The sequence below is a fragment of the uncultured Rossellomorea sp. genome, from assembly GCF_947488365.1.
Taxonomy (GTDB): domain Bacteria; phylum Bacillota; class Bacilli; order Bacillales; family Bacillaceae_B; genus Rossellomorea.
Genome location: NZ_CANKZT010000001.1, coordinates 1292126 through 1306975, shown reverse-complemented (window position 1 = coordinate 1306975; position 14850 = coordinate 1292126). Strand labels below are relative to the sequence as shown.

The following is a 14850-nucleotide window of genomic DNA, read 5'->3' as shown; positions in this document are numbered from 1 at the left end:
GTTCAGAAGTGAAATCTGTGGACCAATGCTTTTTATTTATGGTTAGATGAAAGAAAGTGTGTGCGGATGAGGTGAAGTCAGATGGAACAGTTTATCGATGAAAATGGGAAAAGAGTAGAAATATGCTTTGAAAAGGGAAGGTTTCAACAAGAATCATACCATGTGTTAGTTCTATGCCGTTACAAAGAGAAATGGTTGTTAACACGGCATAAAAAAAGAGGTCTGGAGTTTCCAGGGGGAAAGCGGGAAAAAGGAGAAACCCTTGAAGAAGCTGCAGTCCGTGAAACGTATGAAGAGACAGGGGGAGTGATCAACCGGCCTTTATTTATAGGGGAATATAAGGTATATGATCACTCACCATTTATCAAAACCATTTTCTTTGCTCAAGCTGAGGAGCTCATAAACAAAGGTGATTATCTGGAAACAGAAGGAGCCGTCCTTTGGAACGGTGATTTCTCCAATATCCATGACGATCCTTCCTTTAGTTTTATCATGAAAGATCAAGTGGTGGACTTGGCTCTCAAGAGAATAAGGGACCTCGACCTTATGATTTGATCAACTTCTTTTCGAGCTGTTCAACCAGCTTATACATAATGGTAGCGAATATGGCAATGACAAGCAGGGATAGAAGGACAAGGGTAAAGTTAAAGACTTGGAAACCATAGATGATCATATATCCAAGCCCCTTGGCGGACACAAGGAATTCTCCTACGATGACCCCGACCCATGATAAGCCCACGTTTACTTTCAGTGTCGAAATGATGGTCGGGAATGAGGCAGGGAGAATGACCTCTTTAAACATTTGCCCTCTTTTTGCTCCGAAAGTCTGCATGACCTTTAAATAATTTGGATCTACTTCCCTGAAGGAAGTATACACAACAATCGTGGTGATAATGACGGAAATGACGGTACCCATGGCGATGATGGATGTGAAGCCGGGTCCCAACCCTACAATTAAAATCGGACCGAGGGCTACTTTTGGCATGGCATTAAGGATGACAAGATAAGGGTCCAATACTTTAGAAAGAAATGGTGACCACCATAATAAAGCAGCTAAAAGGGTTCCAAGTAAGGTGCCGAGAATGAATCCAATGATGGTTTCACCGAGTGTGACAGACAGGTTGGCTAATAGGCTTCCGTCTCCGAGTTTTATGAGAAACAGCTTCCAAATTTTCGAGGGTGAGCTGAAAATGAGGGGATCTACCCAGCTGTTCCGGCTCGCGAGCTCCCAAAGAGAGAAGAACACAAGGAAAATAAGAGCTTGATAAAACCAAACCCATCGCTGTTCTTTCTTCAATGATTGAATGTATTCCAAGTGTTTTTGTTTAATCGATTCGTGATTCAAGTTTTTCAAGCTCCTTCCAGATGGTTTGGAAAAATCCCGGGAATTCTTCGTGATTTCTGACTTCAAAGGGCATTAACCCTGTTAACGATGACGGGACCTCGAATGTGGTGTGAATCCGTCCTGGCTTTGCTCCGAATAGAATGATGCGGTCACTCATGGAGATGGCTTCCCCGATATCATGAGTGACAAGAATGGCTGTTTTTCCAAAAGACTTTAATGTGGAAAACACCAGGTCCTCAAGCTTCAATTTGGTTTGATAATCGAGGGCAGAGAAAGGCTCATCCAAAAGGAGCAATTGAGGTTCTGTGATCAATGTGCGAATCAGCGCTACCCTTTGTCGCATTCCTCCAGACAGTTCCCTCGGATACGACGTTTCTACACCCTCTAACCCCATCTCAGTCAATAAATCACGTGCTTCCTTCCTCTTTTCTTCTGTCAGGGTCCCCATAATGGTCAGACCTAAAAATATATTTTCTTCGATGGTTTTCCATGGAAACAGATAATCCTGTTGGAGCATGTAGCCGAGTTTCTTTTTCATTTTTCGGATAGGTTGGTTGTATAATGAAATCGTTCCTTCGGTCGGTTGGATGAGTCCTGCAATAATGGAGAGTAAAGTGGTTTTGCCGCATCCACTCGGACCGATAAACGAGACAAACTCACCTTCTTTTACAGAAAGCGTAATGTCTGAGAGGGCATGGGTGGCCGTTTTGGGTGAAAAGTAGGTATGATGGATCGATTCTAACGATAGAAAGTTCACTGTATTTCAGCCTCCATTTTCTTTTTTCTATAAGTAAATGAAGGGCTGACATGTGAAGTCAGCCCCAGGATTGTTGCTACTTTGCTGCTTTTTCAGCGATCGAAGTATTCACTAACGTTTCATGATCAACGGACTGCGGAAGCTCTCCTGCTTCATCCATGATGTTTTGGAGATTGTTCCACTCTTCTTCGTCAAGGATTGGATCGGTCGCAAAGGACCCTTGTGATTTATAGCGATCGACAACTGTTTCAATCAGTGCAAGCTCTGTGTCTTCAAAATAGGGCTCAATCACCTTAGCAATGTCTGCTGCACTGTTTTCCTCCACCCATGCTTGAGCTTTGTATAGAGCTTTCGTGAATTTTTCCACCGTTTCTTTGTTGTCTTTCATATAGCTGTCTTTGGCCATGAACGTTGTATAGGGAACATGCCCTGATTCGGTTCCAAAGGAAGCCACGATATGCCCTTTTCCTTCCTGTTCAAAAATGGACGCCGTTGGTTCGAATAGCTGAACGTAGTCCCCTGTCCCCGAAGCAAAGGCGCTCGCAATATTAGCGAAATCAATGTTTTGGATCAGGTTTAAATCGTTCTGAGGATCGATGCCGTTCTGCTTCAGCACAAATTCCCCTACCATTTGCGGCATTCCGCCCTTACGCTGGCCAAGGAAGGTAGAATCTTTTAATTGATCCCAATCAAAGTTTTCCACTTTTTCACGGGAGACGAGAAACGTTCCGTCGGTTTGGGTTAATTGAGCAAAATTAATGACCGGATCATCCGAACCTTGTGCATGGACGTAGATGGAGGTTTCTGAACCGACCAGAGCGATATCGGCACCGCCCGATAGCAAGGTGGTCATCGTTTTATCTCCACCCCACGTAGTGGTCAATTCAATGTCCAGCCCTTCCTCTTTGAAGAATCCTTTTTCGATGGCTACATATTCAGGGGCATAGAAAATCGAGCGGGTAACCTCTGCTACACGAACCTTTTGTACGACTTCTTCTTTTTCTCCACATGCTGTCAAACCGAGTGTTAACATGACGATGAGCAACATGGCAAAGCTACTTCTAAGCCATTTTTTCATTCAATATTCCTCCTTTAAGCTTTGTGAAACCGGTGTAACGATAGAATGGGATGAGTGCATCTTTCTTTGCCTTGTTTATCCTTATATATAAGAAGGGTAGGATGGTCATGAAGGCTGCGTCTCGGCATCTCCTGTTGATGATGAGATTTGCTAAAATAGTCTATGTAGAGTATAAAAAATGTGTGAATACCCAATGCACGTTTTGAAAGGAAGAGAATATGAAAAACGGAACGATTGTGAAGAAAACATTGTTTCCTTCACCTAATCCACATGTGGAACTATATGAAATTACCTATCTATCCGGAGGTCTCCGGGTGAGAGGCTTATTGGCTGAACCTGTCGGAGGTGGAAAGTATGATGGGTTCCTCTATCTGAGAGGGGGGATCAAAGGCGTGGGAATGGTCCGGCCGGCGAGAATCGCTCAATTTGCTTCTCACGGATTCATTGTTTTTGCTCCTTATTACAGAGGAAACCTTGGCGGAGAGGGAAAAGAAGATTTTGCTGGAGATGATCGTGAAGACGCCATTTCCGGTGTTGAATTGCTCAAACACTATCACAGGGTGGTCCATAACCGGATTCATGTGTTTGGCTTTTCCCGTGGAGGAGTAATGGCGTTACTGACAGGCGTGGAGCGCAGGGACGTTACCTCTGTTGTTACATGGGGAGGCGTTTCGGATATGTTCTTAACATATGACGAACGGAAGGATCTCAGGAGAATGATGAAAAGAGTCATAGGGGGAAGTCCCAATAAATTTCCGGAAAGATATGAATGGCGTACGCCCCTATATGAGTTAGAAAACCTAAAAGCTCCCGTTTTGATCATTCATGGTGAAAAGGATCAGAACGTTTCAGTTGAGCATGCATATAGATTAGAAAAACGACTGAATGAGCTGAATAAATCTGTGTCGTCCCAATACTTTAAAGAGTTTACACATTACTTCCCTCCACGAAAGAACCAACAAATCGTCTCCATGCTATGCACCTGGATGAAAAATCAAAAGACAGTGGTGTATGATTAAATACAAAAAGGATTGAGGTCAAGCGAAATGGGCATGGGCTTAGAGTTAAACACGATGATCGTGACAAAAGGAAAAGAAGTGAGGAAAGAAGAGAATCTGTTCGTACTGCAAAAGGACGGATATCGCCTTTACCCTATGCATATTCCGATAGAGGTAAGAAAAACGAAACACAGTGACCCGAGTGGTTACGGCAGTATCGAAAAGATGGAGTGGATGGATGAGAAAACGACGATCCTGTATCGGTTGATTTCCTTGAATTCCACGAACTAAATAAAGGAGGGCTGTAAACATCTGCTTACAGCCCTCCTTTTTAGTTGATTTCCTCATATAAAATATAACGATTATCCTCTGTCTGGGCGATTAGATAATTGCTGTGATCTTTCACGCTATAGATGGGTGTCCCTTTTTTTAGTATATTTGCCGAGAAATCATTCTCGGGGTGATATTGACTATCAATCTTTTCTTTAATAGATCCAAGCTTTTCATCCAGAACCAACTTCTTCTCCACAGGGACCTTCACATATTCCTTCTTGTTCACCACCATCATATCCCCGTATCCACATAATTCATGGGATGCAGGTTTTTTGTCTCCGCATGCACTTAACAAAAATACGCATAATAGCAAAACAATCAATCGCTTCATGTTTTTCCTCCTTATCATTTCTTCACATACTCAAAAGATATTCAAGCTTGTACGTCAACATGTTTGTTTTTTTATGCAAAACTTCATCATCTTTCATATGGATAAAGTGGTATAATGTTCCTTAAGTGAATAAACCCACGCAGAAATTAGGTGCTGATCTTTAGCATAAAGGGAATTCGGTGTGAATCCGAAGCTGTTTCCGCAACTGTAAGTGCTGACGAAATAAGAAGAAAACCACTATTTGATCATTCAGATGGGAAGGTTCTTAGAGTAGGCTGACGCACGAGCCAGGATACCTGCCTTTTTTCCATCGTATTATGCTCTTCGGAAGTTAAGGGTATGGTGCGGCTTTTTAGCATCTCTTTTTTCATATGGATGACAACTGCCGGCCAATATTCTTGGTTGGTTTTTTTGTGTTTATTTAAACCTCCCGGAAGATACGATAGGTGCTTCACAAACATCATTCAGAAAGGAGGAACTTACATATGGCAAAGGATTTCCGCTATTTATGTTATCCCTATATGCGTGAGTCTGTTTCAACCGTGGATTTTGAGATCCGGACCGATTCACTGTCGACTAAAATTGGACTCGCGTCATCAATGACGGAGCACTTACCGAAAGTTCAGGACGATTTACTATATTTAGCTGAGATGGCGTACCACCTCAATGGTTCGGTCCGGGGAATGACAGCCATCAAGGAAGACGACTTGAATAAATTGAGCCAAATGTACGATCGTTATGTGTCGGAAGTCGAGGAGCGTATCCAAACCTTTGTCCTTCCTCAAGGCTGTACAGCCGCATGTACGCTTCATACCTGTCGCAGTGAAGCAAAAAAGTCCGTCCGTGCCTTACATAAAGTCAGTACTGAGATGAAAGTGGAAAATATTCTATTTAAATACGCTCATTTACTGGCAAATGTCCTGTTTGTGATGGCCGTGTATGTGAATAAATGTGAAGGGATTGAAGAAATTCCTTTTGTGAGTAAATCGTATAAAGACAAAATATAGAGAAGCGGGGAAGATGAAATATGAAAAAGTCATGGTTAAATAGTTTACTATTATCATTCATCCTGGTTGTTTTCGCAGGGTGCAGCAATGGGGAAGAAGTAACATCCACAAAGGAAGTCAAGTCTGATAATGAGTCTTATTCTGTCATCGATGACAGGGGAGAAGAGATTAGCTTTGAGAAAGTGCCGGAAACCGTTATTTCCTTACAGCCGAGTAACACAGAGATTCTCTTTGCCATAGGAGCAGGAGATAAGGTAATCGGGGCAACTGAATACGACAACTATCCAGAGGAAGCGAAAGAGATTAAAAGAGTGTCGGATTCCATGACAGTCAATGCGGAAGAGGTCATTGCACTAAAGCCGGAAGTTGTCATTGCTTATACCACTGGAGATGATGCAGGAGTGAAGCAGCTTGAGGAAGCGGGATTAAACGTATTTGTCATTCAATCTGCCCAAACCTTTGAAGATGTTTATGGGGATATAGAACAAATTGCAACGGTAATGGGAGTAGAGAAGAAGGGGAACGAATTGGTAGACGGCATCAAGCAACAGATTTCAGATGTGAAAGAAAAAGTAAGCACGCTAAAGGAAAAAGAACAAGTATATTTTGAAATCAGTCCCTCCCCTGATATTTATACAGCAGGAGCAGAAACGTTTCAGCAGGAAATACTTGAAACGGCAGGGGTCGAGAATATTTTTGTAGATCAAAAAGGCTGGGTGAAAGTAGGCGAAGAAGAAATCATTAAACGGAACCCTAATATGATTTTAACGACAGTGGGTTATGTCGATGAGCCGACAGCCGAAATCAAGTCCCGGGAAAGCTGGAAAGATGTAAATGCAGTGCAAAATGGCCAAGTCTATTTCTTGGATTCAGACATTATGTCAAGACCAGGACCACGTATTGGAGAAGCCGTTGAGCTAACAGCAAAAACGGTGTATCCGGATTTATTTTCTGAATAAGATTGAATGGGAGATGGGGAAGACAATGATTTGCAAGAGGAATCATTGTCTTTTTCTGATAGATTGTTACTTTTTATAGGATTTGTAATGCAAACGTATGAGTATTGTCTTTTTAAATAACAACATATTTTTGCGGGGAAATCCTTTTCATCACAAGTTCAACAATCTTCAACATTGTGATAAAGTTAACGTAACATCATCACGTTAGGAGAATTCAACATGAGCAAACTGGAAGTCATAGTCTTGAATGAGGAAGATGCCAAAGTTGCAGAAGCATCCGGAGCAGATCGACTTGAATTGGTGTCTGCCATACATGAGGGAGGATTAACTCCTGATTTTCATGTGATAGAAAAAGTATTAAGGACCGTTTCAATTCCTGTTCAGATTATGATCCGATTACATAGTAAATCTTTCTCGTATCAGTCTGATGAATTGCATACCATGGTGGAACAAGTTAGAACAATGGTTGAAATGGGAAGCCGTGGCATCGTCTTTGGCGCATTATCACATGAAGGTAAGCTTGATTCCCACGCTTTAATGGAGATCGTACAAAGTGCGAAGGGTCAATCGATTACTTTTCACCGCGCTATCGACCTGTCTGATGATCCAGTAGCCTTATGCAAAGGAATATTCCATTCAGGATTGAACGTTGATCGAATTCTCACATCAGGCGGAAAATCTGAAGTGAGTAAGGGACTGGAGGCGATTGGTAAAATGAGGGAAATAGAGCAAATGGGTGGTCCCACTATCATGCCGGGTTCGGGTTTAACTGTGGAAAATATAGGCGAAATACACAGCAAGCTAAAAGCAAGAGAATATCATGTAGGATCAGGTGTCCGTCATAATGGGAGCTATGACTTCGGGATAGACCCTGAAAAGGTAATGGAAATCAAACGTGTGATTATGTTCTAATTTGATTTTGTTACTATACTACTATTGGAAAAAAGAATGAATCATGGTAAAAATAGTATGTAATACAATAGAATACTATCAATATTTCTACTAGGGGAGTCCGATAAATTGCTTGGACTGAGAGGAGAACGCATAAGTTCTTTGACCCTTTGAACCTGATCTGGATGATACCAGCGTAGGGAAGTAGTGCGGAAGCGTTTATTTGTGTTTTGAGGCGCTTACTACTTTTTGACATTTCGGGTTCTGATTATTCAGGACCCTTTTTTGTGTCTTCATGTCCTTTTGTTGAACAATGGGATGCCTGACGCAGTAACTTCTAAGATCCAATCAAAAGGAGGAGAAGTTAAGTGGCGATCGAGTTAAAAACGCAATTTAAAAACAGTAAAAAAGTATATGTCGGAGGATCAAGACCAGACATAAATGTACCGATGAGAGAAATAGAACTGAGTAGGACGAATGTTTCCTTGGGCGTTGAAGAGAATGAACCGGTTCGTGTATACGATACAAGCGGACCTTATACAGATGAGCGTTACCAAGTCGATATTCATAAAGGGTTACCTTCCGTTCGCACAGAGTGGATCCTGGAACGTCAGGATGTCGCCGCTTACCCGGGACGTGAAATCGAACCGGAAGATAACGGCTATAAAGGAGACGATCCTTATGCACACGTAGAGGCGTTCACTACTATCAAACGTACCCCAATACGGGCAAAAATGGGTCGTAATGTGACTCAAATGCACTATGCAAAAAAAGGAATCATTACACCGGAAATGGAGTTCATCGCTATCCGGGAAAATGTTGATCCTTCATTTGTAAGAGAAGAAGTAGCAAAGGGCAGGGCCATCATTCCTGCCAATATCAATCATCCTGAATGTGAACCGATGATCATCGGTCGTCACTTTCATGTGAAAATAAACGCGAATATCGGAAACTCTTCTGTATCATCTTCCGTTGAAGAAGAAGTGGAGAAAATGACGTGGGCAACTCGTTGGGGTGCCGATACCATAATGGACTTATCAACAGGTAAAAACATTCATACAACAAGGGAGTGGATCATTCGAAACTCCCCTGTCCCTGTTGGTACGGTACCGATCTATCAAGCACTAGAAAAAGTAAACGGAATTGCTGAGAATCTTACATGGGGTGTGTACAGGGATACATTGATCGAACAGGCGGAGCAGGGTGTTGACTATTTCACCATTCATGCAGGTGTTTTATTGAGGTATATTCATCTGACGGCTGATCGTACAACAGGCATTGTTTCCCGTGGAGGTTCAATCATGGCACAATGGTGTCTTGCCCATCATAAAGAGAACTTTCTTTATTCCCATTTTGAAGATATATGTAAGATTTTAAAAGCCTATGATATCTCCGTTTCCTTAGGAGATGGTTTAAGACCCGGATCAATTGCTGATGCGAATGATGAAGCACAGTTTGCCGAGCTTGAAACATTAGGCGAGCTAACCAAAATTGCTTGGAAGCATGATGTACAAGTCATGATTGAAGGCCCTGGTCATGTACCGATGCATATGATTAAAGAGAATGTGGATAAGCAAATGGAAATCTGTCATGAAGCTCCTTTTTATACCTTGGGGCCATTAACGACAGATATTGCACCGGGGTATGATCACATTACTTCCGCCATAGGGGCTGCCATGATCGGTTGGTTTGGGACAGCCATGCTGTGCTATGTAACACCGAAAGAGCATCTGGGATTACCGAATAAAGATGATGTGAGAGAAGGTGTCATTGCTTATAAAATCGCAGCACATGCAGCGGATTTGGCGAAAGGCCATCCAGGGGCACAAGTCAGAGATAATGCCGTTTCTAAGGCTCGATTTGAATTTAGATGGAATGACCAATTTAATTTATCCCTGGACCCGGAGCGTGCAAGGGAGTATCATGATGAAACACTTCCTGCAGAAGGGGCAAAAACGGCCCATTTTTGTTCAATGTGTGGCCCGAAATTTTGTTCAATGAGAATATCACATGACATAAGGGGAATGAAGGAGACTAGCATGAATGATGCTCATAAGGAAATAGAAAAAGGATTGAAAGAAAAATCGAAGGAGTTTGTGGAAAATGGATCAAACATCTATCGATAAACCTTCTTGTCATGTACTGAAATTGAAGAATGAGATCGTAAAGCTCAATCAGAGAGTCATCCAACTCGAAAAAGAAGTGAAGAGCATTCAGGAAAACTGCAGACATGTCTTTTATGAAACGGATGTAACAAGATCTTGTATCAAATGTCATTATGTAGAAAGTACCTATTATTAGAAACGTGTAAGGTATTAATTAAATTTCTTTTGACAGCTTATATGTACCGTGCTACGATTATTACAAATTTCGGAATAGTAAATGAATATATTTGTAACTCTTATTGAGAGTGGTGGAGGGACTGGCCCTGTGAAACCCGGCAACCATTCAACCGATGTGTTGAAAAGGTGCTAATTCCTGCAAAGCACTTTGCTTTGGAAAATAAGAGAGGATTCTCATAAACATGAAGCCCTCTCTTTCGCAAGAGAGGGCTTTTCGTTTTTATGAAAGAAAAATTAAATAGACAAATGCAATAGGTGCTGAGTCATGCTCAGCTAAAAGGGAAGACCGGTGAAAATCCGGCACGGTCCCGCCACTGTAATGGGGAGCGACTTATCATTCAACCACTATTTCTGTTGAAATGGGAAGGGATAAGAAGCTGTGAACCTAAGTCAGGAGACCTGCCTGTTGTATGCGCTTATGCTCTACGTGGATATAGAGAGGGGTGAGGAATACGTGTTGAGAATACAAGATTGTCTCAACTCAAGTTAGTGATGCGTATGAATCTCTCTTTCATTTGAAAGGGAGATTTTTTTGTTGATGACAACCATATCAAGTATAAGGAGTGAGGATTGAATGAGTAAGGTGATCAGTTCAAATTTAGGATATCCAAGAATCGGTGAAAAGCGTGAATGGAAAAAGACGCTGGAACAATTTTGGGCAGGGAAGATTGAAAAGGATTCCTTCTTAGAACAAATGGAGGAAATACGAGTCAACCATTTGAAGAAGCAACTGGATCAGGGAATTGATTTGATTCCGGTTGGAGATTTCAGCTCATATGATCATGTGCTTGATACAGCCGTCATGTTCGGCTTGGTTCCTAAGAGGTTTCATTATGGTGGGGGTAAGGTCTCTCTTGAAACGTATTTTGAAATGGCCAGAGGATCAAAGGACGCGGTGGCACTGGAAATGACAAAATGGTTTAACACCAACTATCACTATCTCGTCCCTGAACTTGATGGGATCGTTCCCCGGTTGGTGGAAAATCGTCCCCTCCATTTTTTTAGGGAGGCAAAAGAAAAACTGGGTATAGAAGGAAAACCGGTTATCTTAGGTCCGTTCACATTTGTGAAATTGTCCAAAGGGTATGATAACGGGGACTATAAAACCATCGTTGATCAATTTGTCCCTCTTTATGCTGAAGTATTGCGTGATTTACAGGAAGAGGGTGTAGAGTGGGTACAAATGGATGAACCGATCTTGTGCACATCCATCGGGGATGAAGAGATGGATCAATTTAAAGAAGTCTATCAAACACTTAAAGAATCCTGCCCCGGGTTAAAGATCATCCTCCAAACCTATTATGATAGTTTGGAAAGGTACCAGCGGGTGTTAGCACTCCCAGTGGACGGCATAGGGATAGATTTTATGCATGATCGTGGTAAGAATTTGGCGGCGCTGAAAAGATTTGGTTTTCCTAAAGATAAATTCCTGGCTGCCGGCATTCTTGATGGCAGGAATATTTGGAGAAGTAATCTTGCTGATACCCATTCGCTTCTATCGTTCATTGCAGGGTATGTTCCGAGTGATCGCTTGATCATACAACCATCATGCAGTTTACTTCATGTACCTGTAACCTTGCAGAATGAAGAAGCAATTGATACACCTCTCATTGACGCTCTATCATTTGCTGATGAGAAATTACATGAAATCACAATTTTAACGAAGGGGATTCGTGAGGGAGTCGAGACAATAGAAGATGAGATTGCTCAAAGTGTAACGGCGATTAAGAATTTAAACGAATCACCCCTGCGCAATAATAGGGAGGTGCAGGAAGAGGTTGAGGAATTGCAACCCGATAATGTAGGGAGAAAGGATCCTTTCCATATTCGTAAACTGGAACAGGCGAAGTACTTTTCATTACCTTTTCTACCTACCACTACAATAGGAAGTTTTCCTCAAACCCAGGAAGTAAGAAGGCAAAGGTTGAAATGGAGGAAGGGAGAACTTTCTGATGGGGAGTATCAACAATATATTCATGCGGAAATAAAACGCTGGATTGAAATTCAGGAACAAATAGGTCTTGATGTGTTTGTACATGGGGAATTCGAGCGGACTGATATGGTTGAATTCTTTGGTGAGAAATTAGATGGTTTTCAATTTACGAAGTTTGGATGGGTACAATCATACGGTTCCAGATGTGTGAAGCCACCACTCATTTACGGTGATGTGAATTTTAAAGAACCGATGACGGTTAAAGAAACCGTATATGCCCAATCATTAACCGATAAACCGGTTAAAGGGATGTTAACGGGCCCGATCACGATTCTAAATTGGTCATTTATTCGGAATGATATATCACGATATGAAGTATCGAATCAAATCGCACTTTCTCTCCAAAAAGAGATAGAGGAATTAGAAGCCCATGGGATTCGCATGATACAAGTCGATGAGCCGGCACTTAGGGAAGGTCTGCCTTTAAAGAGTGAAAATTGGGAGGAATATCTAAAGGCTGCCGTTTATGCCTTCAGATTGGCCACTTCATCTGTACAGAAGCAAACCCAGGTCCACACACATATGTGCTATTCGGATTTTGAAGATATTATAGATGCCATCAGTGATCTGGATGCTGATGTCATCTCGATTGAAACATCAAGAAGTCATGGGGAGTTGATCCATGTTTTTGAAGATTATACGTATGACAAAGGGATTGGTCTCGGGGTATATGACATTCATAGTCCACGGGTGCCGAAACGTGAAGAATTAATCCGCAATATACATCGGGCTCTGGAAGTGCTGGATCCCCATTTATTCTGGGTCAACCCGGATTGTGGTTTGAAAACACGTGGGATCGATGAGACGGTCTTAGCTCTTAAAACCATGGTGGAAGCTGCGGAACAAGTGCGTGAAGAAGTGCTTCTTAAAAATGAAAGATAATAGACGGAGAACGAAGAGAAATATGATCGAGTGTAGCTGTACGCTCGTGTGATCCACCTTTACAAAACGCAGGGCGCAGGTGAAAGGAAGTGCGTCCTGCTCATAAGGAGAGAAAGAAAATGCCATACATAGCCATAGGAAGAATCATTCAAGTATTTAATGAACATCAGCCAAATCGCACTATCCTATATTTGGTGAGTGATAAGGGGATTGATGAGTTCCCAAAAGGGAGGGTTACATTAAAAACCGCTTTAGAATGGCAGGCTAAAGAAATGATATGTAATGTTTATGCTCCCAGTTAAAAAACGAGAGGGAAGAAAAATAAGCTTCCCAAAATCCTTTCAATTGTGTTAACTTAATGTTATACATAGTTTACATACACAAGGGGGATTTGAAAGTGAACGGAGAAAAACTAAGGATGATCATTCACTGTGCCATCTTTGCTGCGATTACGGGGATTTTCGCTCAAATCGAGATTCCACTGCCACTCGTACCAATCAGCGGACAAACATTGGCAGTAGGAATTACCGCGACGATTCTTGGAAGCCGATATGGAGCGTTTGCCATGGTTTGCTATGCAGCCCTGGGAGCAGTGGGTGTTCCTGTATTTGCGGGCTTCAGTGGAGGGGCACAGGTACTGGTCGGTCCTACGGGAGGCTATATTTTCGGCTTTATCGTAGCGGCTTTCTTTACAGGCTTCATTCTTGAAAAAACCAAATTCACCATTCCGATGGCGATGATTGCCAATACAGTCGGAATGATCATTACGTTGATCCTGGGTACCATTCAACTTAAATTTGTAGCCGATCTTAGCTGGAATCAGGCAATGGCAGCAGGTGTATATCCATTTATCGTAGTTGGACTTATCAAAGCATTCCTGGCCAGTTGGATTGGAATCACTGTAAGACAACGACTGGTTCAGGCGAGGTTAATCGGGAATCGGAAAGCAGCAGCATAATGAAAAAAGTTGACTCTTTGTTGGGAGTCAACTTTTTTTATGACTAAAATTTATACATAGACCAATATCCTATATCCTTGAATCCGATTCGCTTATAAATTTTCCCTGCTTCAGGATTATCATAGAATAAGCACAATTCTTTTCCTTCTTCTAATACGTCACGACAGAGCTTCGTCATGCATTCCGTAGCGTATCCTTTTTTCTTGTACTCCGGATGGGTACAAACTGCCACAATCATCGCTGACATACTGTTTTCGGCGGTTGTAGAGGCGGAAGAAACAAACTTTCCGTCTTCCTCTACGTAATAGCTTCTGGAAACACCGGCTTCCATGCTGTGTTTTCTTTTTTCTACAGAAAAATCACCACCACTAAATTCAGGGATGCTGTTCAATAGGTCCACAAGTTGAGGTAGATCATTGAGGGTAGCCTGTTTAACATGAGGCAGGGCATGTCGGTTCATTGATTCCGTGTTGTCACATTTCGCATAATACATATGTCTTATTGATTTAGTTTCTCTGGATAAAAAGGGTTCAACCTGCGTCACGATCCTTTTTAATCCGGAAACGATGCTGTAGTCTTCAGTCCCATTGATGATTCTGGCAAACCCTTCCGCATCAAATTCACCCATGGAAAAAGGGATGAAGTTTTCTCTGTACTTAAGGAGGATTCCCCTCAAATTCCCTTTCGCATCAAAGTCGCCCCAAATTTTCTGAAAATCCTGTTCATACCCAAAGGCTTCAATGTCCCCGATAATAAACAAATTTTCAGCCGGCTGCTGCTGAATGAGTTGCTGACAAATATCATGATCCTGTTCTGTAAGTTGTCTGATCATCTTGATTCCCCTCCGTGAATTTTAATCATTATCATACAAAATTAGAAATATTTAGTAAAGTATTATTTTTAGGAAAATTTAATGAGAGCAAGAATTTTATTGAGTAAATTCAGCGTGACTAACAGAAGTTACTAATGGTTGTAT

Annotated in this window: 15 protein-coding genes and 4 riboswitches; of the genes, 10 read left to right on the top strand and 5 right to left on the bottom strand. The window is 41.9% G+C overall.

Annotated elements, in window-relative coordinates:
• Positions 1 to 81: 81 nt before the first annotated feature.
• Complete coding sequence (gene ytkD / locus Q1B03_RS06735; protein ID WP_299739482.1) at positions 82 to 555, top strand: RNA deprotection pyrophosphohydrolase; 474 nt, start codon at positions 82 to 84, stop codon at positions 553 to 555.
• Here the strand turns inward: ytkD and Q1B03_RS06730 are convergent.
• From Q1B03_RS06730 to Q1B03_RS06720, 3 genes are all read right to left on the bottom strand, one after another.
• On the bottom strand, positions 545 to 1345 hold the full coding sequence (locus Q1B03_RS06730; RefSeq protein WP_299739480.1) for an ABC transporter permease: 801 nt from the start codon (positions 1343 to 1345) through the stop codon (positions 545 to 547). The two genes, ytkD and Q1B03_RS06730, sit on opposite strands and share 11 nt — an antisense overlap.
• Positions 1326 to 2102 carry an ABC transporter ATP-binding protein gene (locus Q1B03_RS06725; RefSeq protein WP_299739478.1) on the bottom strand — a complete coding sequence of 259 codons (777 nt, stop codon included), beginning with the start codon at positions 2100 to 2102 and terminating at the stop codon, positions 1326 to 1328. The genes Q1B03_RS06730 and Q1B03_RS06725 overlap by 20 nt, the downstream gene beginning before the upstream one ends.
• A 76-nt stretch (positions 2103 to 2178) precedes the next feature.
• Complete coding sequence (locus Q1B03_RS06720; protein WP_299739476.1) at positions 2179 to 3180, bottom strand: ABC transporter substrate-binding protein; 1002 nt, start codon at positions 3178 to 3180, stop codon at positions 2179 to 2181.
• 218 nt (positions 3181 to 3398) lie between these two features.
• Between Q1B03_RS06720 and Q1B03_RS06715 the strand changes: the two genes are divergently transcribed.
• Positions 3399 to 4199, top strand: coding sequence for a S9 family peptidase (locus tag Q1B03_RS06715; RefSeq protein WP_299739474.1), 801 nt, complete (start codon positions 3399 to 3401; stop codon positions 4197 to 4199).
• A gap of 27 nt (positions 4200 to 4226) precedes the next feature.
• Positions 4227 to 4469, top strand: a complete 243-nt coding sequence (locus tag Q1B03_RS06710; RefSeq protein WP_299739472.1) for a DUF2584 domain-containing protein — start codon at positions 4227 to 4229, stop codon at positions 4467 to 4469.
• A 40-nt stretch (positions 4470 to 4509) separates the two neighbouring features.
• Here Q1B03_RS06710 and Q1B03_RS06705 read toward each other — a convergent pair whose 3' ends face one another.
• On the bottom strand, positions 4510 to 4842 hold the full coding sequence (locus Q1B03_RS06705; protein ID WP_299739470.1) for a hypothetical protein: 333 nt from the start codon (positions 4840 to 4842) through the stop codon (positions 4510 to 4512).
• Between the two features lie 131 nt (positions 4843 to 4973).
• Positions 4974 to 5161, top strand: a riboswitch (cobalamin riboswitch).
• Between the two features lie 166 nt (positions 5162 to 5327).
• Here Q1B03_RS06705 and Q1B03_RS06700 point away from each other — a divergent pair.
• The 7 genes from Q1B03_RS06700 to Q1B03_RS06670 all read left to right on the top strand — a co-directional run bounded on the left by Q1B03_RS06700 (position 5328) and on the right by Q1B03_RS06670 (position 13874).
• Positions 5328 to 5849, top strand: coding sequence for a hypothetical protein (locus tag Q1B03_RS06700; protein WP_299739468.1), 522 nt, complete (start codon positions 5328 to 5330; stop codon positions 5847 to 5849).
• A gap of 20 nt (positions 5850 to 5869) precedes the next feature.
• Entirely contained in the window at positions 5870 to 6808 is a 939-nt protein-coding gene (locus Q1B03_RS06695) for an ABC transporter substrate-binding protein (protein WP_299739466.1), read from the top strand.
• A 219-nt stretch (positions 6809 to 7027) separates the two neighbouring features.
• The gene (locus Q1B03_RS06690; RefSeq protein ID WP_299739464.1) at positions 7028 to 7720 is read left to right on the top strand and encodes a copper homeostasis protein CutC; all 693 of its coding nucleotides are present in this window, start codon (positions 7028 to 7030) and stop codon (positions 7718 to 7720) included.
• Positions 7721 to 7802: 82 nt separating this feature from the next.
• Positions 7803 to 7919: riboswitch (TPP riboswitch) on the top strand.
• A gap of 148 nt (positions 7920 to 8067) precedes the next feature.
• A complete protein-coding gene (gene thiC, locus Q1B03_RS06685) occupies positions 8068 to 9825 on the top strand; it encodes a phosphomethylpyrimidine synthase ThiC (RefSeq protein ID WP_299739462.1) in 1758 nt (585 codons plus the stop codon).
• Positions 9803 to 10000 carry a hypothetical protein gene (locus Q1B03_RS06680; protein ID WP_299739460.1) on the top strand — a complete coding sequence of 66 codons (198 nt, stop codon included), beginning with the start codon at positions 9803 to 9805 and terminating at the stop codon, positions 9998 to 10000. Before thiC ends, Q1B03_RS06680 begins: the two co-directional genes overlap by 23 nt.
• 97 nt (positions 10001 to 10097) lie before the next feature.
• A riboswitch (SAM riboswitch) is annotated at positions 10098 to 10208 on the top strand.
• Between the two features lie 69 nt (positions 10209 to 10277).
• Positions 10278 to 10463: riboswitch (cobalamin riboswitch) on the top strand.
• Between the two features lie 152 nt (positions 10464 to 10615).
• Positions 10616 to 12916: a 5-methyltetrahydropteroyltriglutamate--homocysteine S-methyltransferase gene (gene metE / locus Q1B03_RS06675; RefSeq protein ID WP_299739458.1), complete on the top strand. Its 2301-nt coding sequence runs from the start codon at positions 10616 to 10618 to the stop codon at positions 12914 to 12916.
• Positions 12917 to 13334: 418 nt separating this feature from the next.
• On the top strand, positions 13335 to 13874 hold the full coding sequence (locus Q1B03_RS06670) for a biotin transporter BioY (RefSeq protein ID WP_299739688.1): 540 nt from the start codon (positions 13335 to 13337) through the stop codon (positions 13872 to 13874).
• A 43-nt stretch (positions 13875 to 13917) separates the two neighbouring features.
• On the opposite strand, the gene Q1B03_RS06665 is transcribed toward Q1B03_RS06670, so the two are convergent.
• Positions 13918 to 14706, bottom strand: coding sequence for a GNAT family N-acetyltransferase (locus Q1B03_RS06665; RefSeq protein ID WP_299739456.1), 789 nt, complete (start codon positions 14704 to 14706; stop codon positions 13918 to 13920).
• Between the last annotated feature and the right edge of the window lie 144 nt (positions 14707 to 14850).

What these genes read in the sequence shown, in the direction of transcription:
- Q1B03_RS06670 (WP_299739688.1), top strand. Translation starts at nt 13,335, where the DNA reads ATGATCATTCACTGTGCCATCTTTGCTGCGATTACGGGGATTTTCGCT.
- Q1B03_RS06715 (WP_299739474.1), top strand. Translation starts at nt 3,399, where the DNA reads ATGAAAAACGGAACGATTGTGAAGAAAACATTGTTTCCTTCACCTAAT.
- Q1B03_RS06705 (WP_299739470.1), bottom strand. Translation starts at nt 4,842, where the DNA reads ATGAAGCGATTGATTGTTTTGCTATTATGCGTATTTTTGTTAAGTGCA.
- Q1B03_RS06680 (WP_299739460.1), top strand. Translation starts at nt 9,803, where the DNA reads ATGGATCAAACATCTATCGATAAACCTTCTTGTCATGTACTGAAATTG.
- Q1B03_RS06720 (WP_299739476.1), bottom strand. Translation starts at nt 3,180, where the DNA reads ATGAAAAAATGGCTTAGAAGTAGCTTTGCCATGTTGCTCATCGTCATG.
- Q1B03_RS06665 (WP_299739456.1), bottom strand. Translation starts at nt 14,706, where the DNA reads ATGATCAGACAACTTACAGAACAGGATCATGATATTTGTCAGCAACTC.
- ytkD (WP_299739482.1), top strand. Translation starts at nt 82, where the DNA reads ATGGAACAGTTTATCGATGAAAATGGGAAAAGAGTAGAAATATGCTTT.
- Q1B03_RS06710 (WP_299739472.1), top strand. Translation starts at nt 4,227, where the DNA reads ATGGGCATGGGCTTAGAGTTAAACACGATGATCGTGACAAAAGGAAAA.
- Q1B03_RS06700 (WP_299739468.1), top strand. Translation starts at nt 5,328, where the DNA reads ATGGCAAAGGATTTCCGCTATTTATGTTATCCCTATATGCGTGAGTCT.
- Q1B03_RS06695 (WP_299739466.1), top strand. Translation starts at nt 5,870, where the DNA reads ATGAAAAAGTCATGGTTAAATAGTTTACTATTATCATTCATCCTGGTT.
- metE (WP_299739458.1), top strand. Translation starts at nt 10,616, where the DNA reads ATGAGTAAGGTGATCAGTTCAAATTTAGGATATCCAAGAATCGGTGAA.
- Q1B03_RS06690 (WP_299739464.1), top strand. Translation starts at nt 7,028, where the DNA reads ATGAGCAAACTGGAAGTCATAGTCTTGAATGAGGAAGATGCCAAAGTT.